We start from the raw sequence: 24,201 nt of genomic DNA on the forward strand, positions 1-24,201 counted from the left end.
GCAAAATTCAGCTAGGCTAAAAAATGCCGTCGCACAAAGAAATTCCTCTGAGCTGTGTAAAGTATTCATAACGCACATAAATACAGGATTTCATTAAATCCGTTTCATTTTAGTCGGACAGTAGTGATAAAAAATAAGTTTCCCGGGTCAGCAGTAGCTTCACAATTAGACGAAAAAACTTGCAATCATTGTGGTGGCCAGTCCTCCAATCGCAATGATGGATTCCATAACTGTCCACGATTGAAGTGTTTGTTTTTCATTCATTCGTAAGTATTTGCCTACCAGCCAAAAGCCACTGTCGTTGACATGTGATAAAAGGGTTGCTCCCGATGCAATGGCCAATACCACCAGTGCCCGATGAGGATCTGTAAGGTTCATTTCCTGAATAAGTGGTGCCATAATGCCGGCAGCAGTAATCATCGCAACGGTTGCAGAGCCTTGTGTTACTCTTACAATTGCTGCCAATATCCATGCCAGGAATATTGGGGGGAGGGAGGAGCCGGCCATGGATTCAGCCAGGATTTTACCAATGCCGCTGTCCACCAGCACTTCTTTAAAGACGCCTCCCGCTCCGGTAATTAAAATGATAATGCCTGCCGGGCCCAGTGCTTTTGTGCTGAGTTCGAGTACTTTATTTCCGGAAAACCCTCTGCGGATGCATAAAGTATAAATGGCCAGGAGGGTGGCAATAATTAAGGCAGAAAACGGATGGCCCAGAAAACGAATAGTGTTGGTAAATGTTGTTTCTTTTAAAGCTTGTTGATCGATCAGTACATCTGACAATGTATTAAGTAAAATCAGAAACAGAGGAATGCCTATTAAAAGGGCAATTAACCTGAATGACGGTGGCTTTTGTGTAATTTCGTTTTGTGTTTCAGCGAAAGCAATGTCGGTGGTTTCTTCCGGAGGGAAAACCATAATTTTCTTCGAGATAAAGCGTCCCCAAACAGGGCCTGCCACTACAGCAACTGGAAAACCCAAAATAACGCCAAACAAAATGACCCAACCCAGCTGAACATTGATGATTTCGGCTACGGCAACGGGCCCCGGTGTTGGCGGAATAAAGCTGTGGGTAACTGCCAGTCCCGCTAATAACGGGATGCCGTAAAACAAAAGCGATTTTTTGGTGTCGCGGGCCAGTGCATAAATTATGGGAACCAGAATAATGAATCCTACGTCGAAGAAAACAGGAATGGCCACGATGAAACCGGTTACGACCATAGCAGATGGGGCCCGTTTTTCTCCAAATTTTTTTATCAGCGAATGAGCGAGGGCGACCGCTCCACCGGAACTCTCAAGCATCTGTCCGAATATAGCTCCAAGTCCAACCACAGTAGCAACAAATCCCAGAGTTCCTCCCATGCCATCCTGAATGCTGTTGATGACTTCCTGAGGAGGCATGCCTGAAAGGAGTCCCACGTAGATGGATACCAACAAAAGGGAGATAAAAGCACTGATTTTTAGCTTCAGTACTAAAAACAGAAGAACAGCTACGGCGGAAGCAACAATAAAAATAATGTAAGGGGTTGACATTTCTGGCGGTTAAAAGTTTTGTAAACTGAGTTATTCCATGTAAACATCAATAGTCTCTGCAAAATAGAACTGTAAAATAACAAAAAGTTAACCCATTTTTATTATTTTCGTGGCGCTTTCCGGGCATCTTTTTGTCAGTGTTTTATTTTCTGGGCTGAAGATGGTTTGGAAACAAAATTCATTTATGTTTGCTGACAGTAATTAGTGTCTAATGTCTGGTCATCTTACATCAAATATCTAAAATTAATCATGGCAAAAGTTTTGACCCCCAGAAGTGAGAGTTATGCGCAGTGGTACAACGACCTGGTGATAAAAGCCGGACTGGCCGAAAACTCAGCAGTTCGCGGTTGTATGGTTATCAAGCCCTATGGTTATGCCATTTGGGAAAAAATGCAGCGTGTACTGGATGATAAGTTTAAGGAAACCGGTCATCAGAATGCTTATTTTCCGCTCTTTATTCCGAAATCTTTTTTTAGCAAAGAGGCTGATCACGTTGAAGGGTTCGCCAAGGAATGTGCTGTGGTAACCCATTACCGCTTAAAAAATAATCCTGATGGTCCCGGTGTTGTGGTGGATCCTGAGGCTAAACTGGAGGAGGAATATATTGTTCGGCCCACTTCGGAGACTATTATTTGGAATACTTATAAAGACTGGATACAATCGTACCGCGATTTACCTATTAAGATAAATCAGTGGGCCAACGTGGTTCGTTGGGAGATGCGAACCCGCTTGTTTTTGCGCACTGCTGAATTTTTGTGGCAGGAGGGACACACAGCCCATGCTACCAAAGAAGAGGCCATTGAGGAGTCGGAAACAATGCTGAAAGTGTATGCCGATTTTGCCGAAAGTTACATGGCAATGCCGGTGCTTCAGGGGTATAAAACTGCCAGTGAGCGTTTTGCCGGTGCTGTGGAAACATTGACCATTGAAGCTTTGATGCAGGATGGTAAGGCTTTGCAGTCTGGAACCTCCCACTTTTTGGGCCAGAATTTCGCTAAAGTTTTTGATGTGAAATACCAGAGTAAAGAAGGGAAAGAGGAGTATGTGTGGGCCACTTCCTGGGGTGTTTCTACTCGTCTGATGGGGGCCCTTATTATGGCACATTCAGATGATAATGGTCTGGTGCTTCCTCCAAAACTTGCTCCTATTCAGGTGGTTATTGTTCCTATTTACCGCAAGGACGAGGAGCTAAAACAGGTGGTTGAAAAGGCGGATGAAATTGCGGCTGAACTCAAGAAACTAGGAATTTCAGTTAAGGTGGACGATGACGATAACCACAAGCCCGGATGGAAATTTGCTCAGTATGAATTGCAGGGCGTGCCGTTGCGAATTGCTATTGGTCCACGTGATATTCAAAACGGAACGGTGGAACTTGCCCGGCGTGATACTTTGACAAAAGAAGTGATACCGGTTGACGGTATTGGCGCCCATATTACCGAGTTGATGGATGAAATTCAAAATAGTATTTATCAACGCGCCATTAATTTCAGAAAGGAAAATACCAGAACGGTGGACACCTACGATGAATTTAAGAAAGTTCTTGATGATAAGGGTGGCTTCATCATGGCCCACTGGGATGGAACGGAAGAAACTGAAGAGAAAATAAAGCAGGAAACCAAAGCTACCATTCGTTGTCTTCCCCTCAATGGCCCCAAAGAGCCTGGTAAATGTATGGTTACCGGCAAACCATCGGAAAGAATGGTCGTTTTTGCCCGTGCATATTAATTTGAAGAATAGTAACAAAATTATAAAAAGCCTGGACCTTGGTTGTTCAGGCTTTTTTTTGGTCTCAGCATCAACCTCAATCTCAATCTCCGCCTCAGTCTCACTTATTATTATGACTTCTCTTAATACAAAGTTCATCTTATTTTTTTACCTTGCAGACACTAAATAAAAACTACTATTATGACTCCTATAGTTGACAGATTTATCAAATACACAAAGTTTGACACACAATCGGATCCCAATACCGGATTGACCCCCAGCACTCCTGGTCAAATGTTTTTTTCACGTGAACTGGCCGAAGAGCTAAAAGCTATCGGGCTGGATGAGGTTGAACTGGATGAGAATGGTTACATCATGGCTACTGTTCCTTCCAATATTGAGAAGGAGGTTCCGGTCATTGGTTTTATTGCACATGTGGATACCAGCCCCGATTTTTCAGGCAAGAATGTTTCTCCTAAAATTGTAGAAGATTATGATGGTGGCGAAATTGTCCTGAATGCTGAAAATGACATAGTGCTTAAACCTACCGAATTTCCTGAGTTGAAGCAATATATTGGACAGAAAATTATTACTACCGATGGAACCACCTTGTTGGGAGCTGACGACAAGGCGGGAATCACCGCCATCGTTTCTGCTATGGAGTACCTGATTCAGCATCCGGAAATAAAGCATGGTAAGATTAGAGTTGGATTTACACCTGACGAAGAAATCGGGGAAGGAGCAGGTCTTTTTGATGTGGAAAAATTTGGTGCCGATTTTGCCTATACCATTGATGGAGGTGAGATAGGCGAACTGGAGTATGAAAACTTTAATGCCGCTATGGCGAAGGTTATTGCACATGGCCGGAATGTGCATCCAGGTTATGCCCATGGAAAAATGCGTAATTCCATAAGAATTGCCAACCAGTTGATAGCCATGCTGCCCCGGCATGAGACACCTGAACATTCTAAAGGGTATGAAGGTTTTTATCATCTGATGTCTTTTAACGGCGATGTGGAAAAAACGGAAATGCAGTTTCTGATCCGGGATTTCAAACGTGATCGTTTCGAAGACCGGAAAAAAGAGATGGAACACCTTGTCCGGAAAGTAAATCATGAATTCGGACAGGGAGCCATGGAAGTGGAAATAAAGGACCAGTATTATAATATGCGGGAAAAAATTGAGCCTGTGAAGTACATTGTCGATTTGGCTGAACAGGCCATGAAGGATGTTGGTGTTGTTCCCAATATTAAGGCTATCAGGGGAGGAACCGACGGGGCTCAGTTGGCATTTAAGGGATTGCCGACTCCGAACATTTTTGCCGGAGGCCATAATTTCCACGGTCGTTTTGAGTTTTTGCCAGTGCCATCGCTCGAAAAAGCCATGGAAGTAGTACTGAAAATCGCTGAATTGGCATCTTCGGTTAAAAAAGTGTAAATTGTAAATATGAAAAGGTTAATATTAGTAAGACATGCCAAAACGGAACCACTTACCGATGCTGAAAATGACTTTTCACGTCAGCTGAAGAGGAGGGGACATAAAGATGCACGGATGATTGCCGATCATCTGATTGGAAAAACAATGGTGCCGGACGTGATAATTTCCAGTCCGGCCCACCGTGCGTTGCAAACCGCACGTATTATGGCCGGGTCATTTAGTATTCCCGAATCAGAAATCAAAGAAGTGCCGTTTATTTATAACGGCTTTTCCCTCGAAGAACTTGCCAAGGAAATAGCCACTATTGCCGGAGATAAGGATTCTGTGATGGTGGTTGGACATAATCCCGATATCGCCCTTATGGCCATCCAGTTTGCCGGGGATAATTTCTTCAACTTCCCTACTTCAGCTACTGCGGTGATTGGTTTTACCGTCTCGGAATGGAGTCAGATAAAAGCCGGAACCGGACGTACGGAGATGTTTGTGTTTCCTAAGGAATTGAAAGGTAAAAAAGAGTAGGCGGGCGCAGTTGAAACTTAACTCAGAACCCAGAACTCAGAACTCAGAACCCAGAACTCAGAACCCAGAACCCAGAACCCAATACCCCGAAACTCGAAAACTCGTTCACTGTCTAAGCAACTTGCTCATCAACCGGTTCTCGTGAATAAGGTTTACGGGCATCAATTCGGGCAAGTTAGTTCTTACCGGGCAAATATCAATGCCTCCGCGACGTGTATAGATGCAGGAAACCATCAACTCATCGGGTGAAAACTGATCCCAAAGCCGCTTGTATATCATTTCGCAGATTTCTTCATGAAAATGGTTTTCATTCCGAATGGAGACAAGATACTTCAGCAGTCCTGCTTTTTCCGGGATTTGTGTTCCTTTCAGGTGGATAAAGGCGCTTCCCCAGTCGGGTTGGAAAGTAACTTTACAGTTGCTCCGGAGCAGGTGCGTACCTGCTTTTATTTTATTTTCTGAGGTTTCTTTCTCCGTTGTTAATAACTCAGGGGCTTCCTGGTATTGGGAAAATTCCACTTCCTGCATTTCGGGCAACTCTTCCAGTATGGCATAATGGCCAAAATCAGAGCCGGAAGGTTCATGGCCTTTAAAAAATAGTGCCTTTACATCAGTTTTCAGCATTTTCTCCAGATCTTCTGTGATGGTATTTATCACAATATTCAATCCCTCATCCTTATTAGAACCATATCGCTCCATGTTGAAGGAATTGAGATATAGTTTGAGCGATTTGCTCTCCACAATGTTGGGGCTGTCGGCCGGATAGATGATTTTCAGTAGTCCTGTCACCGGCATGCCTTTTTGAGTAAGGAAACTCAATTCGTATGCGTGCCAAATGTCATAGCCGGTAAATGGAAGATTGTTATCTGCCAGTCCGTATATCTCCCGGTTGAGGTGACGTGGAACCGGGACCAGTATTTCCGGTGCATAATGTTTCGGGTAGTTGATGGCTTTACCCAGATATTTGGCTTCGTTGTTCATGGTTTTTATGGTTAAAAGGGGAGAGGGCTCAACGATTCTCAGATGGATGGAATCATTGTTAAACCCCGGCTTTGGGGCCAAACAAGTCAATGTGCAATCGTGGCGCATATCGCCATCCGTTGCTGATGGCCATTTCGGCTACCATGTTGGAGGTAGTTTTTAATTCTTCGGGAGTTGCGCCCAGAGGCATCAGCAGGATATCGGCAGGATTCCAGTTCTTCAGATGAGCCAGAAAGTCCTCTTTTATCTCTACATAATCATTTGGTTGACCCACTACAAATTTAAGCTGTAACTCTTTACCTGAGGCATTGCAGAAATTAATGTGTTTCTGAAGAACTTCAATGTTTCTACGTTTTTCGGCATGATAAGTCAATGGGCCATTTTGCTTCAACCCGTAAGTGGCCAGCTTTTTGGGCGAAGGATTTGAGTTGGATAGTTTGGGTGAAATACTGAACAGATCTATGTGTTGGGCCACATCATCAGCAAAGATGGTTCCATTGGTCTCAATGCTCAGGTGCAGATTCAATTCTTTTTTGAGTCGTTGTGCCAGCACGGCCAGGTGTTTGTGCTGAAGCATTGGTTCACCGCCTGTGAGTACAACATGACTGAGGTTTCCAATATTGTGTTTTACTAAAGCAAAGATATCTTCCTCTTCCAGTTGAAGATCCTGTTCTGCTTCAAACGAGGCATAGGGCGTATCGCAACGGCAAAAGGAGCCGTCGGGGAGTGTCCACATACATCTGAGGTTGCAGCCTGCCAGTCTGATGAACAGTGACGGCACACCTGCCAGTTTGCCTTCGCCCTGGATGGTTCCGGCGGTTTTCATGCCGGTAGCCGGTATGGAACCCAGCATTTGCCCTTCCTTGTCTTTGGTAATGGGAAAAACTCCCTCGTTGGCCAGTACAATCTTGTTCATACCAAAAGTGCTTTATCTTCCACACCCGCTTCGGCAAATGCTTTGGCTCGCAGAAGACAACTGTCGCAGGTTCCACAAGGTTTTTCGCCTCCGCGATAGCAACTCCATGTTAGTTCAAAGGGGACCTCAAGTTTTTCGCCCAGCTGAATTTCTTCTGCTTTGGTTTTATGTACAAATGGTGCATGAATTCTGATTGGCCGGTTTTTTTCGGCGCCCATGACTGTTCCTTTGTTAACGGCATTTTCCATGGCTTCGATAAATTCCTGGCGACAATCCACATATCCTGAGTAATCGACCTGACTAACACCAATGAAGATTTCTGTGGCCTGGATGGCCTCTGCATAAGAAGCCGCAACCGACAGAAAAACCATATTTCGCGCAGGCACATAGGTGACCGGGATGTCCTTTCTGGTTACATCTCCGTCTTCCACTTCTATCGATTTATCCGTAAGTGATGAGCCTCCCCATTGGTCAAGTTTTAGTGATACAACCTGATGAGCTGCAATACCTGCTTTTTCAGCAATAGCTTTTGCCGCCTGCAATTCGCGATTGTGGCGTTGACCGTAATCGAATGAGAGTGCATGTACCTCAAATCCCCTGGACTTTGCCAGATAAAGAGTTATCGCACTATCGAGGCCTCCGGATAATAAAACAACTGCTCGTTTCATTTATTGGAAATTGTTTTTACAAATCAAACATGACCAACCTGTTGGCCGGCAAACGTTGTTCGATCATCCAAAAAAACAAAGGGGAATGGAAGAGTACGGAGTGATGTCTCCGGCAAAAACAGAATGCCCGAAAGCCTCTGCATGGAGCAGAAATCAGGAATCCAGCATTTTTGCGCATGCAGTCCATGGCCCATAGTTTTTTTTATAGACAGGATGGTTTCGAACTGTCTTCTTGTGTTTGGGCGCAAAGATACGAAAATATGAGGGAGTTGGTTATGGTTCCATTCAAAATGTGCATTTTTGCATTTCAATTAAATCAGAATAATTCGTTATAAATATGTAGGCAAGAGATGCAATGGCACTATACTTTAGCCTCAAAGAGTTGTAATTGTCAGACTTTGTTATGTGGGGCGTTGTTTGTCAGTTGATTTAAAGGGGTTTGCGGGTGGTGTTATCAGATTGGAATTTTAAAGTAGTGTAAAGTGAAAGAAAAGTTTTTAGTTTTTATATTGTTTCTTCTATTATTATCGGGAGTTGCTGAGGCGCAAAATACTGCAGTATCAGAGGTAGGTCTGCCGCCAAATCAGACACATTTGAGTGTTCTTTATCATCATGGGGTGGTAATTCCTCATCATGCCAACATGATCTATTTTATTGATGATTTTTCGCGTGGTGTGGAAATTAATTATGGATTGTGGCGGTTTGACCGGGAAGGGTGGCAGCAGTACTATAATTACCCGGAAGTTGGGGTTGGATTTTTCTATAATTCTTATGGCAATCCGGATATTTATGGACAGGGAATGGCCATTTATCCCTATTTGCATTTTCCCATTGTACGCACTTCGCGTTTTACACTAAAAAATAAGGTGGCCATGGGGTTGGGATACACCAATAATCCATTCGATCCGCAGGACAATCCGTGGAATCAGATTTTCGGAGCCCGGTTGAATGCGTATGTGGGCTTTGGGCTCTATTCGGGATACCGGATTTTGGATCACTGGTCTTTGTATGCTTCTGCTTCTCTTAATCACATGTCCAATGGAGCCGCTCGCAAGCCCAATAATGGCATCAATACCCTGACTTTCGGTCTGGGAACGCGGTATCACTTTTTGAAAGATGAGTTGCCTCGCTTGAAACGCCACGAAGCCCCGCGCCGAAACAATCGGGAAATTGAAGTGTTTTTGAATTATGGACGCAGCCAGGCCAATGATTACAATTTCAATATATACTCATCAGGAAGTATAAGTATTAACCATATCTGGTACCGGTCGGTCAAGTCGGCCTGGAGTGCTGGAGTGGATGCCATCTATTTTGGAGCGGCACCCTATGCATACCCTGACATTAAAGAGTATGTGAGCCATGTCGACCGAATGTTTTATGGGGTTTATGGCGGGCGAAACTGGATCATGGGCAAAACCTCCCTGTTTGTACAGATGGGTGTTTATCTTTATTCACACATTGAGCCTCCTCAGCCTGTTTACCCACGTTTGGGCATTCGTCATCGGATAACTGACCGGTTGGTGGCCAATTTTAGCGTGAAAGCCAGTTTTTTCAGGTCAGAGTTTATGGAGTTTGGCCTGGGCTACCGGATACCTTATAAAAAGAATGAATTATGAGAAGCAGTTGGATTTTGGTGTTTATGATTGGATTTTTGTCCGGATGTGACTACACCGACGCCTTATTGAAGGATGGTGAGATAATCAGGAAAGAAGTGGTATTAAATTCTTTTGACCGAATTGAAATAGAGACTTCTGTACAGTTGGTGTTAACCAACAGAGTTGATTCTCTGGCGGTGATAGAAGGGCTTGACTTTCTGATTTCCCGGCTTGTATTGAAGCAGGAAGGAAATGTTCTGAAGATAGAATCGGAAGGATTGATAGGTTTTAGAGAGAAGCAGTTGCCATCGGTAATTGTTGGTGTTTCCGGACTGAAAAGGATTACATCCAACTTTCCATCGAAAATCTCCAACCTGGATACGTTGAAGGTGAGTAATTTTTCAGTGGTCATTAATGGTCGGGGAACGTTTACTGAATGTAATCTACTGGTTGATGCAGGAACTATTTCTTTGTCGGCTTATGGCAGCAATGTTGGAAATCATATTTTCAGGGGGAGGACAGATCAGTTAACAATACATGCAGAGGGGCTGTCATCGGTGGATGCTTCGGAACTGGATGCTAAAAAAGTTCGATTGGTTCAGAAGTCTGTAAATCCCTCTTATGTGAAAGTATTGGAGGTATTAAGTGTGGACATTTTTTCTTCCGGCAATGTTTACTATACGGGAAGTCCCGAAACATCTTTGACATTGGGAGAATCTTTATATGATGTTGAATTAGGAGAACTGATTCATGTAGATGAATAAGGATTGAAATTTGTTGTTTTCAGACAGACTCCTTTATTTCCAGTTCCAGTTGTTCTTCCAGTAAATCCTGGAGGGTGTTTTCTTTAAAATAGTCGGCAATAATATCGTTAAGTCCCGTCCAGAAATTCTTGGCAGAGCAAACATTTTCACGCTCACATTTGTAATTCTCTGTTATACAATCAATGATACAAATGCCCGGTTCAAAGGCATTATTTATGTCCATGATGGTTATCTCCTTTGCCGGACGGGTAAGTATGTAACCACTTTTTTTGCCTTTAACGTTGGAGATCAAACCGGCAACTTTGAGGGCATAAATTATGTGATCCAGGTATTTGTTGGAAATTTCCTGGCGAACAGCAATGTCTTTTTGAAAAATTCCGTTATTGTTGGTCTCACGGGCAATTTCAATCATGGCTCTGAGGCCATAGCGGGTTTTTGTGTTAAATTTCAATGCTTCAGGTTTATTACTCGTTTAAAGTCAATCCAAAGTTAATAAAAACTTCATTATTCACTTTCACCATCCCCATGAATTTGGTAGGAGGATCCAGATTGAAATCCTTTAAATTGATATTTATCCTTCCGTTGATGTGCATTGAATTTTGGCGGCAGTCATGTATTTGCCCCGGAATCTGATACGTTTGGGATTGTCCTGCCAGTCCGATTCTAATTTTCGGAACAACTGTATTTTCAGGGCCAGCGGGCAGTTTTATGTTTTCGAAGAAGACGGTGATATCGATGTAGGGATATTCAGAAGCTTTGATTAATTCCAGAAAATCATCATACATCATCGGATTAGAAGCCTTGAAATCATGGGCAGGAATTTTTAACTTAACTATCTCTCCGGAACCTGGGTGTGTTTCGATTACCTTTTCCTTTTCATTGAAAGTTTGTTCGAAATGGAAATGATTAACGTTTGTGGAACCCTCGATTTTTATGAAGTTATCACAGGTTTTAACGTCCGTTTTAGTATGATGGGGAATGCTTTTGTCGGGCATGGGTTGCCCGTTTATAGCAAGCGTAATAATTGAAAAAACCACTACTGCAGCAGGCCGAATCCATCCGAAATTGTCATTAATCCTTGTCTGGCAATGACTTTCGGGTTTCAATAGTCCGAAATGGTGCAGTAGATGGTTTTTTAAGTTCATGATTCTGATTTTCTTAAAGGATTCTGAAAATTCAGTAATCGGTTTCGTTTTCTTAGAAACTAATCGCTGCTTCCATCAGTAATCCGTTAAATTTTCCTTCATGCAATATATCGTCAGAGGCAAATCCGTCGTAGCTCTGGCTGACATATTCTACCTTGGCAAGGATGTTTTTGGTCATAAACCAGCCACCACTCAACTGTACACGGTTGATGTCAACATCCAGCCCGGCAGCAGTTTCTCCGCCAACAGTGTTGTAGCGTCCTCCGAGATAGAAATTCTCATCATTGCCAAAGCGGTAAATCAGTTCGCCCGACAATTGGGTGAAATTACGGGTATCAGCCTCACCGTTTGATTTTCCACTGGCCGACTCAATCACTCCAAAGAATTCCAGACCACCCATTTTAATAAAAGGGTTGATCATAAAAGAGGTCAGTTCATTGTTGAATCCCGGATTCCAGCGGGCGGAACGGAAATTCGACGATGCCGATGCATCAGTAGGTTCCATTACGTAGTAGTAACGTGATCCTGCACGGTCGCCTGCATAGAGATAGGTTCTGGCGCTTTCGCCTGTTGTGTAAACGGAACCGGTCAGGCGGAATCTGAAGTCATCATTGATTTGCTTGTCGTAACCCAGCTTACCAACAAAAGATGCCTTGGTGGTTCCTGGGCTGGTTACCGATTGGTTCAATTTTCCGTTTGTCAGACCAACCATTCCGATGAACCCGTTGTCGCGGTAATAAACCTCTCCACCTACCTCTGTTGTAAAGGCATCCATGATAAGGTTGCCCACAAACGGGTTGTAAATGGCTCTGGCGTTATCGGTTCTGCGGAAATGTGCATCACCGTAGTTGTTTTCCATGTGACCAATTTTGATGGTGACTTTGTTCATCAGGTCGGCCATAAATCCTTCCCGGATAAAATCCAGCTTGTCAATCTGGAAATAACCGCCTTTTACGTATGGTTCAGTGTGGTGACGTGAAGATAAATAGGTGCGAAGGTGCATTTTAATACCATCGTACAGGTGTACATCCAAATCGAGGTTGGCAGTGGCCAAATTGAAATTATCACCAATTTCAATCAGTTCAACACTTCCTGAGTTTTCATGATTCACAGCCTGAAACTGTATGGTAGATGCTCCTCCAATGCGAACATCAACACCGTCGAAATTGTCGGCAGTATCTTTGGGAGATTCAAAATCATTGATTCCTCGCTGGTCCGGGAGTCTGAAATTCTTAAAATCCCTGTTTTCCTGGGCATTAGTGGTAATTCCCATTACCAAAAAGGCCATTAATAATAGATGTTGAATTTTCATATTCATGTTAATTTATTGATTTGTAATGCAATAACTTTTAATAAATTTTATTTGAGACTAAGGTTGAAATTTACTTTCACCTCATCTCCTGTTTTAACAGTGCCAAACATTGCGGTGGGTGGCTCCATTTGATAGTCACTCATCGTAATTGGTAGTGTTCCTTTGACTTGCAAAGTTCCATTGTTTTGAGATTTTACGCTTACCGGGATGGAAACCGACTTTGTTTGTCCGGCAATTTTAATATCTCCTTTCATATTGAATGATTTTGCTCCTCCTGCAGGAATAGTTACTGCATCAGATTGTCGAAAACTGATTTCGGGGGCCTTTTTCGCATTTAAGGCTTCATGAGCTTTTTTATCCATCAGTGAGTTGTCACTGGAGAGATTGTTGGCATCCGCTGTGAAAACAGCATTGTCCAACACCACAGATCCATCATCCTGTTTGTTAATCACGGTTGAAGCTTTGAACCCTGATAAAATCATCTCCCAGTCGTGTAAAGAAGAAGTGCCTGAAACAACCACGGAATTGCTGGTTCCCGTAAGACTCAGATTTTGTGCTTCAATCGTTGTAGTGCTGGTAATTGTCAACGCAATTAGCAACACCGTCTGTAATGCATATTTGATCATAGTTTCAATTTAGAATATTAATCCTATAACAAAGGTAGTATAAAATTGCTAAACAATAAATACTTTGAAGTCTTTTTTGTTTGTTTTCTAATGTTTTCAGACAGAAATGGCTTTTCCGAATAGTAGGAGTTCGCATGAAAAACAGTCATAGAGAAGGTTTTTTGAGGCCAGGCGACCAAAAAAGAGAGAGGATGGGTGGGTTTTTGTACAATATATTGCAATTATAAAAAATCACTTTATGAAACAATACTCCGTTAAACTTTTGCAATGTGCTGCAAACCAATTGTCTGCATTCAAAGGCGTTTGTTCGTTAAAGTTTAGTATATTAAGGTTGTACGAAGTGTCTTACATCTAAAAATCTAACAGTATATTATGAAAGCGAGCTGTCAGATATTGGCAAATCCTTTTTACGACCTGATAATATCCCGTTTGCAAAGCAATAATAGTGTGAATAGTAGTAAGCTTTAGAATTGCAGCAGGTACTGTGAAAAATGTTTGGTTTTGGTTTTTCCTGGTCAGGCTTTTTTTACCGAACAAATTTTTTGGCTCATCTCGCATTTATTTTTCGAGAAGGACAGTTTCCAAAACATGAATTATTGGTAAGGGAACACAAATTGTGTCACTCTTTGGTCAATGACTTTTTTGGGCTGTTGATAAGTGGAGAGAGGGGTTTATATTCCCAGAGGGATCATCTCCATCAGGGGTTGAAGAATGTTTGACGTTTGGCGCAAATGAATGGGTGGAATGACCACCTTAAGGGCCAGAGGCATAATTTCGATGTCAACTTTTCGTCCCAGATTCACGGGTTCGCCATCCACATGGCCAAGAAGGGGAAGAGGGTGATTGATTTTGACTTTTCTGGCTTTAACAATTTTATCGTACTTGCTTTTGTCAATGGACTGATCGACAAGGCTGATAAGCAAGGCCGGAGCAGTATATTTTGGAAAGTCCTTGATGAGGCAAACGTCAATCAGGCCATCGTCAATACGCGCCTGGGGGGCAATGTGAAAATTGTTCCCATATTGGCTTGAATTGGCAAAACTGATGAGAAAAGCATCAATTTCAATTGCTTCTCCGTCTATTTCAATTTGATAATGGTCCGATTTGTATTTTGGGAACTCTTTTGAGATAAGTTGCATATAGGCCAAGGGGCCCCGTCTCTTTTTCTGGGCAAACTGATGACTGATGAAGGCATCAAATCCAATACCTGCAACGTTCAATGAGTAATAGTTGTTTACTTTTATGACGTCGATCAACTTTATATTGCCATGTTTGATGACATCCAGGGATTTGTTTATTTTGAAAGGCATTTGCAAAAAACGTGCAAGGCCGTTGCCAGATCCTGTGGGAAGTAATCCAAGCGCAGTATCAGAGTGAAGCAGTCCCCGGCCAACTTCGTTAACGGTTCCGTCGCCACCAACAGCCACCACTATATCAAACTTTCCGGCAGCATTTTGGCTTAATTCAAAAGCATGTTCCGGATATTCAGAAAAAACAATTTCAATGTCCAGACGAGAGTTGTCTGTCTCATTCTTTATCAGCTTTGCAATGTCTTTTTGGCGTCCGATGCCGGAAGCCGGATTAATGATATATAAAGCCCTTTTTTTCATTTAATACCTGTTGGTTTTGCGGGGACAAATTTACATATATATTTTTTAAAATACCTATTTCTCTTAAAAGCCGCAAGATTTTTTATTGGAAAACAACAAAGAAACCAGCAGATTGGAGGTGGTGAGTCATGCGGGGGTGCTTTATCGCATCAGAGCCGTTAGTTCATTTGAAAAATGGGATATTTTTATTTTCTTTGATAAAAAAACAACAACGTGGAAACATTACTTCAATTAGACCAGGAGCTTCTGTTATACTTCAACTCCTTTACATCGCCTTTGTTTGATAATTTTTTTTGGCTGATAACCAGTAAAAGCATCTGGTTTCCGATGTATGCGATACTATTGTATGCCATTTTTAAGAGTCAGGGCCTAAAAGGTTTTATAACGATTATTTTTCTTGGCTTGATGGTGCTTTTATGTGACCAGATTTCTACGAATATTTTTAAAGAAGGTTTTGAGCGGTTCCGGCCCTCACATGAGCCTGCCCTTGAAGGAATGGTGGATTTATTGAACGGGAAGAAAGGAGGAAAGTTTGGTTTTGTCTCTTCTCATGCTACGAATTCATTTGGACTGGCAGTGTTCTCCTTATTTCTTTTCCGTTTTAACTGGTACACTTTTTTTATTCTTTCCTGGGCCATGCTAAACAGTTATTCACGAATTTATATGGGTGTTCATTATCCCGGAGATATCCTTGGCGGCTTGCTTTTGGGTTCACTGATAGGTTGGTTTGTGTATTGGTTGTACAAGAAAGTTGCTTCCCGTTTTTTGCTGTTTCAGGACAATGGATTGTCCTCAGGCGGCCAAAGGGAGTTTGCTTTATCCCCGGTCAGATTGGTGATTTTTTCCGGGATGTTCACTATAATTATTATTTTTCTTTCTGCGAAAATTCTTTTGCCTTTGATGTTTTAGAATAATTTTTTTATTTTTTTCTTAACTGAAATTGATTGTTATTGAGGTTTTATTGACTTACCCACATGAGGTGGAGTATAATTTTTGTTAAAACCTATATTTTTGATGTTAATTTTGTTTTAAACCTACCTTTTTTTTATTATTTTTATATCACATCAATATCAATAACCTCTTTAAATATTTCAGTTATGAGTACAACAATAACATTCAATCAGCTCAGGAAGATTAAGGATAGTCTGCCTGAAGGTAGTATGCGTAGCATTGCCGATTCGTTGAACCTCGACGTAGATACAGTAAGGAATTATTTTGGAGGGGCCAACTACGATCGGGGAAAGAGTATTGGAATTCACCTGGAACAAGGCCCTGATGGAGGAGTAGTGGAATTGGACGATACCACCATTTTGGATATGGCCAGGGAAATTATTGAGGGAAAAAGAGAAGTGCATATGAGTAACTGATTGAAGAGTTGCCTTGCCTGAGAGGGGAGGTTTTTTTATGATACTATGTGGAACCAGGGGTGTTTTCGGTGATTCGGAAACATCCTTTTTTTATATACTGACCGAGGAAACTTATCTTTGATAAAAGATTGCTTTGTATCAAATTCAACGCGAAATACCTTTAGTATGAATTTTATTGCGAACGTAGTGAAGCAATCTTATTTCTTACTCGGTTAGCAGGGATTTTTTATTCATGATTCTTTGACTTGATTTATTTTGGAATTATTGTGATGAGATGTTCAAATATCAAGAAAAGCGGATAACGGCAGATAGAATTGATGAAAGGAGTAATGAATTATTTTCAAATCAATTTAATTGAGGACATTCATTTTTTGCAGGAGTTAAAGCATCGTAACAGATAATATGGGAAAAAGTCAGGCTCAGTTCCAGAGGCAGGAAAATTATTGCTTTTTATTTAATACTTTAGACTTCTGAAAATGAAACTCAAAAACAATTGTATTTAAAAGTGAATTCCTAAGTTTTCTGTTATAATCCATATTTTTCAATGAAAAACCTATCCACCCTTTTCTTTTCACGCGAAAGTTTTATTTTTCTGTTTTCTTTGGCTGTTATCCATGGTGTCTCTTTTCAGGCAATGGATATGCTCACGACTGCCGCCAATCCTGATAGTATCACTTATCTTGGAATTGCGGAACTGGATTTTAATCAGTCCGAAATTAGAAAATACCGTGTAATTATTCCATTCCTGGCGGGAATCATAAATTTTGTGTTTGGAAATCTGTTTGAATCACTTTCACCCTGGACTTTCGAGGGTGATTTTTCCCTGGGGGTTAGTTTTTTGATTGTGAATAATCTGGTCATGGCATTGGTGGGAGTTTTTGTTTTTAAGTATGTTTTTGCTCATACAGGGCATTTTTTTGCATCAATGTTGGGGCTTGTGAGTTTTTTGACCTGTCGGTGGACCGGTGTGCTGGCAGGAACCCCGTTGGTGGATAGTTTATTTGTTCTGGTTATATTGTTGGTTTTGTTGGGGTTGAAAACCAACAATCGCCGAATGTTAATAATATCTATCTTTTTGGGGCCCTGGGCAAAAGAATCTTTTTTATTTATTGCGCCCATTCTGTTTTTTTATGCCTCAATAAAGAAAACAAAACTGATTTTTTATTTTTTTGTTTCCGGGGTGTTGGTTTTCTCGGGGCGTTTTTTTATTGATTTCATGAGTGAAACACCTCCGTTGCTTGCGTTGGGGAAAGATATAAGGCATTTGAGTTATATTTTGATCGGACTAAAAAGACTTTTTTCTTTTCATGGTGTTTATGAAGTATTTTCGGTTACCGGTTTTTGGATTTTGTTGATTTTGCCGGCAGTCCTGAATAAGAAATTGAAATCTTACCTGAATGAATTTGGCGGATATGAATGGTGGTTTGTTGTATCTGTGCTTTTTCAAGCATTGATTTCTGTTGAAATTGCCAGAATGCTATTTTTGTTAACCCCAGTTCTGGCTGTATTATGGGGAAAGATTGTGATGGATTTTTTTAATAAAGATCAACAATCGAATAGAATATATATAACCAAACAAACCCCCGACTCATAATTAATCCGCATTTTTGGTTTGGTTGAACTTTGTTTCATAAATAAGAATCTGCCCCTAATGAAGAAAAAACTTTCTATTATAATCCCTGCATACAATGAAGGTAGAACTATCCGGAAGATTTTGGAAAGTATAATCTCTGTAAAATATGATTACCCTGTCGAATCAGGAATAATTATAATTGACGATGCTTCGACAGATGACACTATCCAAAAAGCAGAGGAGTTTTGTTTGAATTATCCCGAAGCAAATGTGACTATTTTGAATCAGACCATCAATCAAGGGAAGGGAGCTGCTATCAGGATAGGTTTTGAGCATGCCGAAGGTGATTATATTGTTATTCAGGACGCCGATCTTGAGTATGATCCCCGGGAGTATAATGCTCTGTTGAAGCCATTGGAAGAGGATGTTGCAGATGTTGTTTATGGTTCTCGATTTATGGGGAATAACCCACACAGAATTTTGTTTTTTTGGCATTCTATCGGTAACAAGTTCCTTACTTTCCTTTCAAATGCATTTACCAATCTTAATTTGACTGACATGGAAACATGTTTTAAGATGTTTCGGGCCAGCGTAATTAAAGATATTAATCTGAAAGAGAATCGTTTTGGAATTGAGCCGGAAATAACCGCGAAGGTGGCCAGAATTCCGGGAATCAGGATTTATGAGGTGGGGATTTCGTATTACGGAAGGACTTATGAAGATGGGAAAAAAATTAACTGGCGCGACGGGATGAAAGCTGTTTATTGCATTTTGAAGTACAATATATGGTCGCTTAAATGAAGTTTCGATATTATTCAATACTCCGTTAACGAAAAGCCTAAACGCAGAGACGCAAAGATTTAACGGAGTATTGATTATAGGAACCAAAAATCATTGTCTGAAAAAAATCATTAATGCGGAAAGGCCATAGCGCAGATTTGGAAAAAAAAGAGGGAGGAGAGTGTGGAATTTCTCGATTGTCCCGAAAAATTCCCTACTCACACTCCAATTAAACCTTCATTATGATTGAAGCAATCTCTATCACATAAAGCCTAAGCAGTTTGTTTTTTCAGCGCCGACTTCAGGATGTAGAATCCGACAAGGCCTGCCGCAATGGAGCCAAAGAAAATTCCAATTTTTGCCTGGTTCATTAATTCCTGGGTTTCGAAGGCCAGACTTGAAATAAACAGCGACATGGTAAAACCGATACCTCCGATAAAACCCAGTCCGATAAATGCTTTCCATGGGATATTGCTGGGTTTAACAGACAGTTTGAGCTTTACTGCCAGCCATGAAAACAGGGAGATTCCGATGGCTTTTCCAAAAATAAGGCTGACTGCAATGGCGATGGATAAATCGTTGAATATGGCGCCACTTGATAGCGGGGAGCCCGGTGAAAGGATGGTTACCCCGGCATTGGCCAGCGCAAAAAGAGGTAGTATCAGATAATTAACTACACCACTCAGGTTGTGCTCAATCATCTGAAGAGGACTTTGTGTTTTCTTTACCAGCGATTCCACATGGTCAATGGCTGCCAGTTGTTTATTGCTCATGACAAACTTTTTGTCGTCTTTGGGTAATGAAGAGAAGTGTTTGAGTCCCTCCTTTATTTTAGGAATAAACTCGTTGATGTGTATTTTTGGGCGCATGGGAATGCTGAAGGCCACTAAAACTCCTGCGATGGTAGGATGTATTCCCGACTTGAGAAAGAGGAGCCAGATGATAAATCCAATGTAGGTATAGAGATAAAGGTTCTGAACATTAAAGTAGTTGGCAGCAAACAGGATGAGCAACAAACCCAGGGCAAAGAAAAGATAGTACCAAAGAATGGTGTTGCTGTAAAACATAGCAATAACCAAAACGGCCCCCAGGTCATCAACAATGGCAAGTGCAGTAAGGAAAATTTTCAGACTCAACGGCACTTTCTTGCCCAGGATTCCAAGTATTGCTAACGAAAAAGCAATGTCTGTGGCCATTGGGATGCCCCATCCCTGAGACATTTCACCTGCAAAACCAAAAGAAATAAAAACGAGGACGGGAACAACCATTCCGCCAATGGCACCAAAGACCGGGAAAATGGCCCGCCGAAAAGTACTTAGTTCTCCGGCAATAAACTCTCGTTTGATTTCCAGACCCACCACAAAGAAAAATATGGCCATCATACCATCATTAATCCAGTGCAATAACGATTTTTTGAGTTCAAAAGGTTCTAGTCCTAATATAAAATCATATTCCCAAAGAGATTGATAATAACCTTTCATTGGAGAATTGGCCCACAACAGGGCCAAAAAGGTTACGAAGATTAATAAAATTCCTCCGCTGGTTGAGTGTTTCAAAAACCATTGGATAGGATCCATTAAATTGGGTTTCAGGAATTGATTTTTCTTCATCTTAAAAGTGATAATTATTTTTTCTTTTTTTGGATGTCCCGCCTATTTACGGAATAAGCCTCCAGAAGTTTTAATTGATTTAAATATGTATAGGGTTGTATATTTTGTTTTGATATGCAAATATATTGGTATTGGTCTTAACTATAAAATTTAGTAAAGAATTTTATTCGATAAAATCTGCACTTATTTTTGTAGCGAAATTCGTATTTGTGTTAAATATTCTTAAAACTCCACACCGCCAGGATAATTAGGACGGAAGGGCCATACCTTTGCAGCCGTCAAAAAAACACCTCTCTCAATAATTTTTATTCTTATGTTTTTCTTCTATGCTATGATCGTAGTCTTTATCGTAGGCTATGGATTAATTGTTTTTGAACACGTTAACAAAATTGACAAGGCGGCTACCGCATTACTTACTGGGGCCGTTCTTTGGACCTTGCTGGTGATTGATGCTCCACATATAATGGAGCTGCACCTTAACCGGAACTGGAGTGAATTTTCTTCAGGATTTGGAATTTCGGAAACTCATCAGGTCATGGAGTTTATTACCCAGCACGCTGTTATTGAGCATCTTGGTGATGTTGCTTCTATAATCTTTTTTCTTTTAGGAGCTATGACCATTGTGGAGGTGATTGACCGTTATCAGGGATTTCGGATAATTACCGACCGCATTCACACCACAAACCGTATAAAGTTATTGTGGATTATCAGTGTGTTGACATTCTTTATTTCGGCTGTGCTGGACAACCTTACCACTACCATTGTGATGATTGCCTTGTTACAAAAGCTTCTTTCGAAACAGGACAATCGCTGGCTTTTTTCAGGAATGGTGGTCGTTGCCGCTAATGCCGGGGGAGCTTGGTCGCCTATGGGAGATGTGACTACGATTATGCTCTGGATTGGAGGACAAATCACCGCTGGCGGCATTGTGAAAGCATTGTTTTTGCCCAGTTTGGTAACGATGCTTGTGCCGTTAACAATTCTTTCTTTGGTGATGAAAGGGGCTACCAACCGGCCATTGCTTGAGACTGATGAATCGGCGGAGTTTATACCCTACAAGGATCGGTTAAGAATATTGATTTTTGGAGTTTTGGCTTTGGTGGCGGTACCGGTTTTCAAAGGACTTACTCAGTTACCCCCTTTCCTGGGAATGCTGCTCGGACTGGGAGCCTTGTGGATGTATACCGACCGTCATTTGAAGCGGCGGAATATACTGGATAAAAGGAAGCTGAGCATCGTAAAAATTCTGGAAAGGGTGGATGTGGCTTCCATTCTGTTCTTTCTGGGAATTTTGCTGGCGGTGGCAGCGCTTCAGACGGCAGGTCATTTGAACCTTTTGGCTCAATGGCTGGATGAAAATGTTTCCAATATTTACGGGATTAACATTATTATTGGATTTCTTTCGGCAGTGGTGGATAATGTCCCGTTGGTAGCTGCATCGATGGGAATGTATAATGTGCCTCAGGTGGCTGATGTAGCCCTGGCATCGGATTTTTTTGTGGATGGAAATTTCTGGTCGTTTCTGGCTTACTGTTCAGGAACGGGTGGAAGTATTCTTATCATTGGTTCGGCTGCCGGAGTGGCGGCCATGAGCATGGAGGGGATTCCGTTTTTCTGGTATCTGCGGCGCATTAGTCTATTGGCTTTGTTGGGATATATTGCAGGCGCTGGAACCTATTTACTGATGTTTGCCTGGTAAAGGGCTTTTATTAGAGTCAAAACAGTTGTCTTTTTTTATCCTCACTCATCTGTTCAACCGCATTCCGGGTGGTTTCCAGTTTTTTGGGAGTGCCGATGTCGAACCACAAATCGTTTCGGCTCTCATAACCCATGAATGTGTGGTCACGGGCCAGACGCAAATAAAGTTCCATGATGGGGAATTTCCCTGATTCGGTCATCAAATCAAATATCCGGGGCTCAAGGATGTGAATGCCTTGAAAACCATAAGAGTGGAAGTGAGATGTCTCCTTGGTGATGATTCTCTCACCGCTACTGGTATTTTCCCATCCGGACAGTTCCATCCGGTCGTTAAAAAGCAGGTGTCGTGAAGTGGGCCTTTCCTTAACCATGAGTGAAGCAATGCCCGTGTGCGTGTGGTGGAATGCAATAAAGTCCTTCAGCCTGGCAGTGGTAACAATATCCACGTTGTAAAGCAGCACAGGACTGTTGGCATCGAACAAGGGACGGGCTTTGAGAAGCCCGCCTCCGGTATCCAGCAATTGGTCCGACTCATCAGAAACAACAACTTCCATGCAGTCGGAACGAAAGCGGTTAATTTCCTCTATCATCAGGTCAGAAAAATGATGGATGTTGACCACAACCTTTCTGATTCCCGAATTTTCCATCTTTTTGAGGGCCATTTGGAGCATAGTCATTCCATTGACTTCAATCAAAGCCTTTGGTTTATTGTTGGTAAGAGGTTTTAAGCGGGTGCCCAGGCCTGCAGCAAACAGCATTGCGTTCATAAAAATTCTATTAGATTGATCATTTTATTGGATTGGTTAACAGAAGTGATAAAACATTCCGGCTTAATCAGGCACCGGAGTTTTTCCTCTTTTCTGTTCAACTCTTATTCATTTTTTCTAATCTTTTTTCGTAAGGTTTTCATGTAAAATCCAATGAATGTCCTTGTCTGTTTTTTTTCTTAATTTTTCAGATGTCGTTTTGCCCTTTTACCAGTGAGTCCTGAGTTTTCTTTTAAAAAATCAATCCAATTGTCTGACTTAATCAGATGCTCAATGTATCGGTTCGGGTTTTTCATCACTTTTGGTTTTTCATGGATGGAGAAGTTCTGTAAACAGGTATAGAATCAGTCACTTCTAAAACCTGTAAATTTCGGATGCAATATTGACCCGTCCTCTGTCCCACACCCGATGCCCCATGCTTGCAGCTCCACGTCCTATGTTCGTTGCTCTACGCCTCTTGCCCTCTCCCTCTCCCTCGGGGAAACCGGAACAACCATTCACTTAAGGTTGTCACTGGTATCTTTGCCTTCGGGCTCGTCAGTGGTGCCCGGGGTGCCAATGCTGCGAGCGGCCCGGGCTATTACATGGGCTGCAACAGGAGAAAGAAAGACCAGCACTCCGAATACAATGGCTGATTCGAACAACACGAACCAGTCAAGAAACAGCGGGTTGACGCCGATTAGCAAAAGTAATAAACCCAGTGACGAAACTTTGGTAACTACATGCATTCGTGCATACAGATTCTTGAAGCGCCAGATGCCTACCGATGCAATAAAAACCACAATGGCACTTATCAACAATATGGCTCCTACAATATATTCCATCATTGGTCTTTGTTTTGTTTGTACAAATAACGGGCAATAATCATTGACCCGAATGCCAGAATAAAGGCCACTACCAAAACCACATCCAGCAACAGTTTTTCGCGGGTATAAACCACATCACAAACCATCATTCCCACAATGATAACACCTATCTGGTCGAGTGCCACTACCCGGTCGGGCAGGGTGGGGCCGCGGAACAATCTTAAAAACGGAAAAATGAGACTAATGGAAAAAATATACAGTGCAATGAGGGCTGCATATTCCAGAAATAGTTCGGCGTTGGTCATATCACAATGCTTTTGATAACAGAGTTTCGATTTTACCGGTCACTTTCAGAAAATCTTTATGGTCGCTTCGGTTCAGGAGGTGTACCAATATAGTATTGCCTTCCTGGTTAATATCAATACTCATGGAGCCGGGTGTCATACTGATTAGGTTGAACAACAAAACCACCCGCCAGCCCTTTTTTAGGGTGGATTGGTATTCTATGAGCATTCCGTCTTCTCCACGGCTTCCACGCACCACCTGCAGGGCAATGGCCAGTCCCGACTCGGCAACTTTGAAACCATAGTAGATAAAGAAATATAGGAAATAGAGTGGTTTCATTTTTTAGTTAATTAGTTGTTAGCTCTTGTTGATAGCTCATGGCTCATAGCTCATAGCTCATAGCTCATAGCTCATAGCTCATGGCTCATGGCTCATAGCTCATGGCTCATGGCTCATGGCTCATGGCTCATGGCTCATGGCTCATGGCTCATGGCTCATGGCTCAT

The 24,201-nt window shown here is 41.8% G+C and carries 24 protein-coding genes; 10 read left to right on the forward strand and 14 right to left on the reverse strand.

Going from position 1 to position 24,201, the window contains the following annotated elements; genetic code table 11:
• Window positions 1-165 precede the first annotated feature (165 nt).
• Complete coding sequence (locus QZZ43_RS00465) at window positions 166-1,533, reverse strand: GntP family permease (protein ID WP_291854812.1); 1,368 nt, start codon at window positions 1,531-1,533, stop codon at window positions 166-168.
• Between the two features lie 249 nt (window positions 1,534-1,782).
• On the opposite strand from QZZ43_RS00465, the gene proS reads away from it, so the two are divergent.
• The 3 genes from proS to QZZ43_RS00480 all read left to right on the forward strand — a co-directional run bounded on the left by proS (window position 1,783) and on the right by QZZ43_RS00480 (window position 5,193).
• On the forward strand, window positions 1,783-3,258 hold the full coding sequence (gene proS / locus QZZ43_RS00470; RefSeq protein WP_291854853.1) for a proline--tRNA ligase: 1,476 nt from the start codon (window positions 1,783-1,785) through the stop codon (window positions 3,256-3,258).
• A 180-nt stretch (window positions 3,259-3,438) separates the two neighbouring features.
• Window positions 3,439-4,674 (forward strand): peptidase T, encoded by a 1,236-nt coding sequence (gene pepT / locus QZZ43_RS00475; RefSeq protein WP_291854856.1) that lies wholly within the window; start codon window positions 3,439-3,441, stop codon window positions 4,672-4,674.
• Window positions 4,675-4,683: 9 nt separating this feature from the next.
• Window positions 4,684-5,193: a histidine phosphatase family protein gene (locus QZZ43_RS00480; protein ID WP_291854859.1), complete on the forward strand. Its 510-nt coding sequence runs from the start codon at window positions 4,684-4,686 to the stop codon at window positions 5,191-5,193.
• 105 nt (window positions 5,194-5,298) lie between these two features.
• Here the strand turns inward: QZZ43_RS00480 and QZZ43_RS00485 are convergent, their stop codons facing one another.
• Genes QZZ43_RS00485 through queC form a run of 3 tightly spaced genes read right to left on the reverse strand, consistent with a single transcriptional unit; the run spans window position 5,299 to window position 7,758 of the window.
• Entirely contained in the window at window positions 5,299-6,174 is an 876-nt protein-coding gene (locus tag QZZ43_RS00485; RefSeq protein ID WP_291854862.1) for an NADPH-dependent 7-cyano-7-deazaguanine reductase QueF, read from the reverse strand.
• Window positions 6,175-6,232: 58 nt separating this feature from the next.
• The gene (locus tag QZZ43_RS00490; protein ID WP_291854865.1) at window positions 6,233-7,090 is read right to left on the reverse strand and encodes a 7-carboxy-7-deazaguanine synthase QueE; all 858 of its coding nucleotides are present in this window, start codon (window positions 7,088-7,090) and stop codon (window positions 6,233-6,235) included.
• Window positions 7,087-7,758: a 7-cyano-7-deazaguanine synthase QueC gene (queC, locus tag QZZ43_RS00495; protein WP_291854868.1), complete on the reverse strand. Its 672-nt coding sequence runs from the start codon at window positions 7,756-7,758 to the stop codon at window positions 7,087-7,089. The genes QZZ43_RS00490 and queC overlap by 4 nt, the downstream gene beginning before the upstream one ends.
• Window positions 7,759-8,240: 482 nt before the next feature.
• On the opposite strand from queC, the gene QZZ43_RS00500 reads away from it, so the two are divergent.
• Together QZZ43_RS00500 and QZZ43_RS00505 are read left to right on the forward strand one after the other, a co-directional pair.
• Entirely contained in the window at window positions 8,241-9,374 is a 1,134-nt protein-coding gene (locus QZZ43_RS00500; protein ID WP_291854871.1) for an acyloxyacyl hydrolase, read from the forward strand.
• Complete coding sequence (locus QZZ43_RS00505) at window positions 9,371-10,117, forward strand: DUF2807 domain-containing protein (protein WP_291854874.1); 747 nt, start codon at window positions 9,371-9,373, stop codon at window positions 10,115-10,117. The genes QZZ43_RS00500 and QZZ43_RS00505 overlap by 4 nt, the downstream gene beginning before the upstream one ends.
• A 19-nt stretch (window positions 10,118-10,136) precedes the next feature.
• On the opposite strand, the gene QZZ43_RS00510 is transcribed toward QZZ43_RS00505, so the two are convergent.
• The 5 genes from QZZ43_RS00510 to QZZ43_RS00530 all read right to left on the reverse strand — a co-directional run bounded on the left by QZZ43_RS00510 (window position 10,137) and on the right by QZZ43_RS00530 (window position 14,810).
• Window positions 10,137-10,568, reverse strand: a complete 432-nt coding sequence (locus QZZ43_RS00510; RefSeq protein WP_291854877.1) for an Rrf2 family transcriptional regulator — start codon at window positions 10,566-10,568, stop codon at window positions 10,137-10,139.
• Between the two features lie 13 nt (window positions 10,569-10,581).
• Window positions 10,582-11,262 carry a YceI family protein gene (locus QZZ43_RS00515; protein ID WP_291854880.1) on the reverse strand — a complete coding sequence of 227 codons (681 nt, stop codon included), beginning with the start codon at window positions 11,260-11,262 and terminating at the stop codon, window positions 10,582-10,584.
• Window positions 11,263-11,314: 52 nt separating this feature from the next.
• Entirely contained in the window at window positions 11,315-12,574 is a 1,260-nt protein-coding gene (locus tag QZZ43_RS00520; RefSeq protein WP_291854883.1) for a hypothetical protein, read from the reverse strand.
• 47 nt (window positions 12,575-12,621) lie between these two features.
• Window positions 12,622-13,200, reverse strand: a complete 579-nt coding sequence (locus QZZ43_RS00525; protein ID WP_291854886.1) for a YceI family protein — start codon at window positions 13,198-13,200, stop codon at window positions 12,622-12,624.
• Window positions 13,201-13,871: 671 nt separating this feature from the next.
• Window positions 13,872-14,810: a diacylglycerol kinase family protein gene (locus tag QZZ43_RS00530; protein WP_291854889.1), complete on the reverse strand. Its 939-nt coding sequence runs from the start codon at window positions 14,808-14,810 to the stop codon at window positions 13,872-13,874.
• Window positions 14,811-15,023: 213 nt separating this feature from the next.
• Between QZZ43_RS00530 and QZZ43_RS00535 the strand changes: the two genes are divergently transcribed.
• The 4 genes from QZZ43_RS00535 to QZZ43_RS00550 all read left to right on the forward strand — a co-directional run bounded on the left by QZZ43_RS00535 (window position 15,024) and on the right by QZZ43_RS00550 (window position 18,551).
• Window positions 15,024-15,719: a phosphatase PAP2 family protein gene (locus QZZ43_RS00535; RefSeq protein WP_291854892.1), complete on the forward strand. Its 696-nt coding sequence runs from the start codon at window positions 15,024-15,026 to the stop codon at window positions 15,717-15,719.
• Between the two features lie 188 nt (window positions 15,720-15,907).
• Window positions 15,908-16,177, forward strand: a complete 270-nt coding sequence (locus tag QZZ43_RS00540; RefSeq protein WP_291854895.1) for a DNA-binding protein — start codon at window positions 15,908-15,910, stop codon at window positions 16,175-16,177.
• 544 nt (window positions 16,178-16,721) lie between these two features.
• Entirely contained in the window at window positions 16,722-17,771 is a 1,050-nt protein-coding gene (locus QZZ43_RS00545) for a hypothetical protein (protein ID WP_291854898.1), read from the forward strand.
• Window positions 17,772-17,828: 57 nt separating this feature from the next.
• Entirely contained in the window at window positions 17,829-18,551 is a 723-nt protein-coding gene (locus tag QZZ43_RS00550) for a glycosyltransferase family 2 protein (RefSeq protein ID WP_291854901.1), read from the forward strand.
• Window positions 18,552-18,802: 251 nt separating this feature from the next.
• Here the strand turns inward: QZZ43_RS00550 and nhaA are convergent, their stop codons facing one another.
• On the reverse strand, window positions 18,803-20,140 hold the full coding sequence (gene nhaA, locus QZZ43_RS00555) for a Na+/H+ antiporter NhaA (protein ID WP_291854905.1): 1,338 nt from the start codon (window positions 20,138-20,140) through the stop codon (window positions 18,803-18,805).
• Between the two features lie 313 nt (window positions 20,141-20,453).
• Between nhaA and nhaD the strand changes: the two genes are divergently transcribed.
• Window positions 20,454-21,839, forward strand: coding sequence for a sodium:proton antiporter NhaD (gene nhaD / locus QZZ43_RS00560; RefSeq protein ID WP_291854909.1), 1,386 nt, complete (start codon window positions 20,454-20,456; stop codon window positions 21,837-21,839).
• Between the two features lie 16 nt (window positions 21,840-21,855).
• Here the strand turns inward: nhaD and QZZ43_RS00565 are convergent, their stop codons facing one another.
• From QZZ43_RS00565 to QZZ43_RS00580, 4 genes are all read right to left on the reverse strand, one after another.
• On the reverse strand, window positions 21,856-22,605 hold the full coding sequence (locus tag QZZ43_RS00565) for a sugar phosphate nucleotidyltransferase (RefSeq protein WP_291854912.1): 750 nt from the start codon (window positions 22,603-22,605) through the stop codon (window positions 21,856-21,858).
• Between the two features lie 497 nt (window positions 22,606-23,102).
• Entirely contained in the window at window positions 23,103-23,432 is a 330-nt protein-coding gene (mnhG, locus tag QZZ43_RS00570; RefSeq protein WP_291854915.1) for a monovalent cation/H(+) antiporter subunit G, read from the reverse strand.
• Window positions 23,429-23,716: a monovalent cation/H+ antiporter complex subunit F gene (locus tag QZZ43_RS00575; protein WP_291854918.1), complete on the reverse strand. Its 288-nt coding sequence runs from the start codon at window positions 23,714-23,716 to the stop codon at window positions 23,429-23,431. Before QZZ43_RS00575 ends, mnhG begins: the two co-directional genes overlap by 4 nt.
• Before the next feature lies 1 nt (window position 23,717).
• A complete protein-coding gene (locus QZZ43_RS00580; protein ID WP_291854921.1) occupies window positions 23,718-24,035 on the reverse strand; it encodes a Na+/H+ antiporter subunit E in 318 nt (105 codons plus the stop codon).
• Window positions 24,036-24,201 lie beyond the last annotated feature (166 nt).

This window comes from Marinilabilia sp. (assembly GCF_016278715.1).
Classification (GTDB): domain Bacteria; phylum Bacteroidota; class Bacteroidia; order Bacteroidales; family Marinilabiliaceae; genus Marinilabilia.

What these genes read in the sequence shown, in the direction of transcription:
- QZZ43_RS00465 (WP_291854812.1), bottom strand. Translation starts at nt 1,533, where the DNA reads ATGTCAACCCCTTACATTATTTTTATTGTTGCTTCCGCCGTAGCTGTT.
- proS (WP_291854853.1), top strand. Translation starts at nt 1,783, where the DNA reads ATGGCAAAAGTTTTGACCCCCAGAAGTGAGAGTTATGCGCAGTGGTAC.
- pepT (WP_291854856.1), top strand. Translation starts at nt 3,439, where the DNA reads ATGACTCCTATAGTTGACAGATTTATCAAATACACAAAGTTTGACACA.
- QZZ43_RS00480 (WP_291854859.1), top strand. Translation starts at nt 4,684, where the DNA reads ATGAAAAGGTTAATATTAGTAAGACATGCCAAAACGGAACCACTTACC.
- QZZ43_RS00485 (WP_291854862.1), bottom strand. Translation starts at nt 6,174, where the DNA reads ATGAACAACGAAGCCAAATATCTGGGTAAAGCCATCAACTACCCGAAA.
- QZZ43_RS00490 (WP_291854865.1), bottom strand. Translation starts at nt 7,090, where the DNA reads ATGAACAAGATTGTACTGGCCAACGAGGGAGTTTTTCCCATTACCAAA.
- queC (WP_291854868.1), bottom strand. Translation starts at nt 7,758, where the DNA reads ATGAAACGAGCAGTTGTTTTATTATCCGGAGGCCTCGATAGTGCGATA.
- QZZ43_RS00505 (WP_291854874.1), top strand. Translation starts at nt 9,371, where the DNA reads ATGAGAAGCAGTTGGATTTTGGTGTTTATGATTGGATTTTTGTCCGGA.
- QZZ43_RS00515 (WP_291854880.1), bottom strand. Translation starts at nt 11,262, where the DNA reads ATGAACTTAAAAAACCATCTACTGCACCATTTCGGACTATTGAAACCC.
- QZZ43_RS00520 (WP_291854883.1), bottom strand. Translation starts at nt 12,574, where the DNA reads ATGAAAATTCAACATCTATTATTAATGGCCTTTTTGGTAATGGGAATT.
- QZZ43_RS00525 (WP_291854886.1), bottom strand. Translation starts at nt 13,200, where the DNA reads ATGATCAAATATGCATTACAGACGGTGTTGCTAATTGCGTTGACAATT.
- QZZ43_RS00530 (WP_291854889.1), bottom strand. Translation starts at nt 14,810, where the DNA reads ATGAAAAAAAGGGCTTTATATATCATTAATCCGGCTTCCGGCATCGGA.
- QZZ43_RS00540 (WP_291854895.1), top strand. Translation starts at nt 15,908, where the DNA reads ATGAGTACAACAATAACATTCAATCAGCTCAGGAAGATTAAGGATAGT.
- QZZ43_RS00545 (WP_291854898.1), top strand. Translation starts at nt 16,722, where the DNA reads ATGAAAAACCTATCCACCCTTTTCTTTTCACGCGAAAGTTTTATTTTT.
- QZZ43_RS00550 (WP_291854901.1), top strand. Translation starts at nt 17,829, where the DNA reads ATGAAGAAAAAACTTTCTATTATAATCCCTGCATACAATGAAGGTAGA.
- nhaA (WP_291854905.1), bottom strand. Translation starts at nt 20,140, where the DNA reads ATGAAGAAAAATCAATTCCTGAAACCCAATTTAATGGATCCTATCCAA.
- nhaD (WP_291854909.1), top strand. Translation starts at nt 20,454, where the DNA reads ATGTTTTTCTTCTATGCTATGATCGTAGTCTTTATCGTAGGCTATGGA.
- QZZ43_RS00565 (WP_291854912.1), bottom strand. Translation starts at nt 22,605, where the DNA reads ATGAACGCAATGCTGTTTGCTGCAGGCCTGGGCACCCGCTTAAAACCT.
- mnhG (WP_291854915.1), bottom strand. Translation starts at nt 23,432, where the DNA reads ATGATGGAATATATTGTAGGAGCCATATTGTTGATAAGTGCCATTGTG.
- QZZ43_RS00575 (WP_291854918.1), bottom strand. Translation starts at nt 23,716, where the DNA reads ATGACCAACGCCGAACTATTTCTGGAATATGCAGCCCTCATTGCACTG.
- QZZ43_RS00580 (WP_291854921.1), bottom strand. Translation starts at nt 24,035, where the DNA reads ATGAAACCACTCTATTTCCTATATTTCTTTATCTACTATGGTTTCAAA.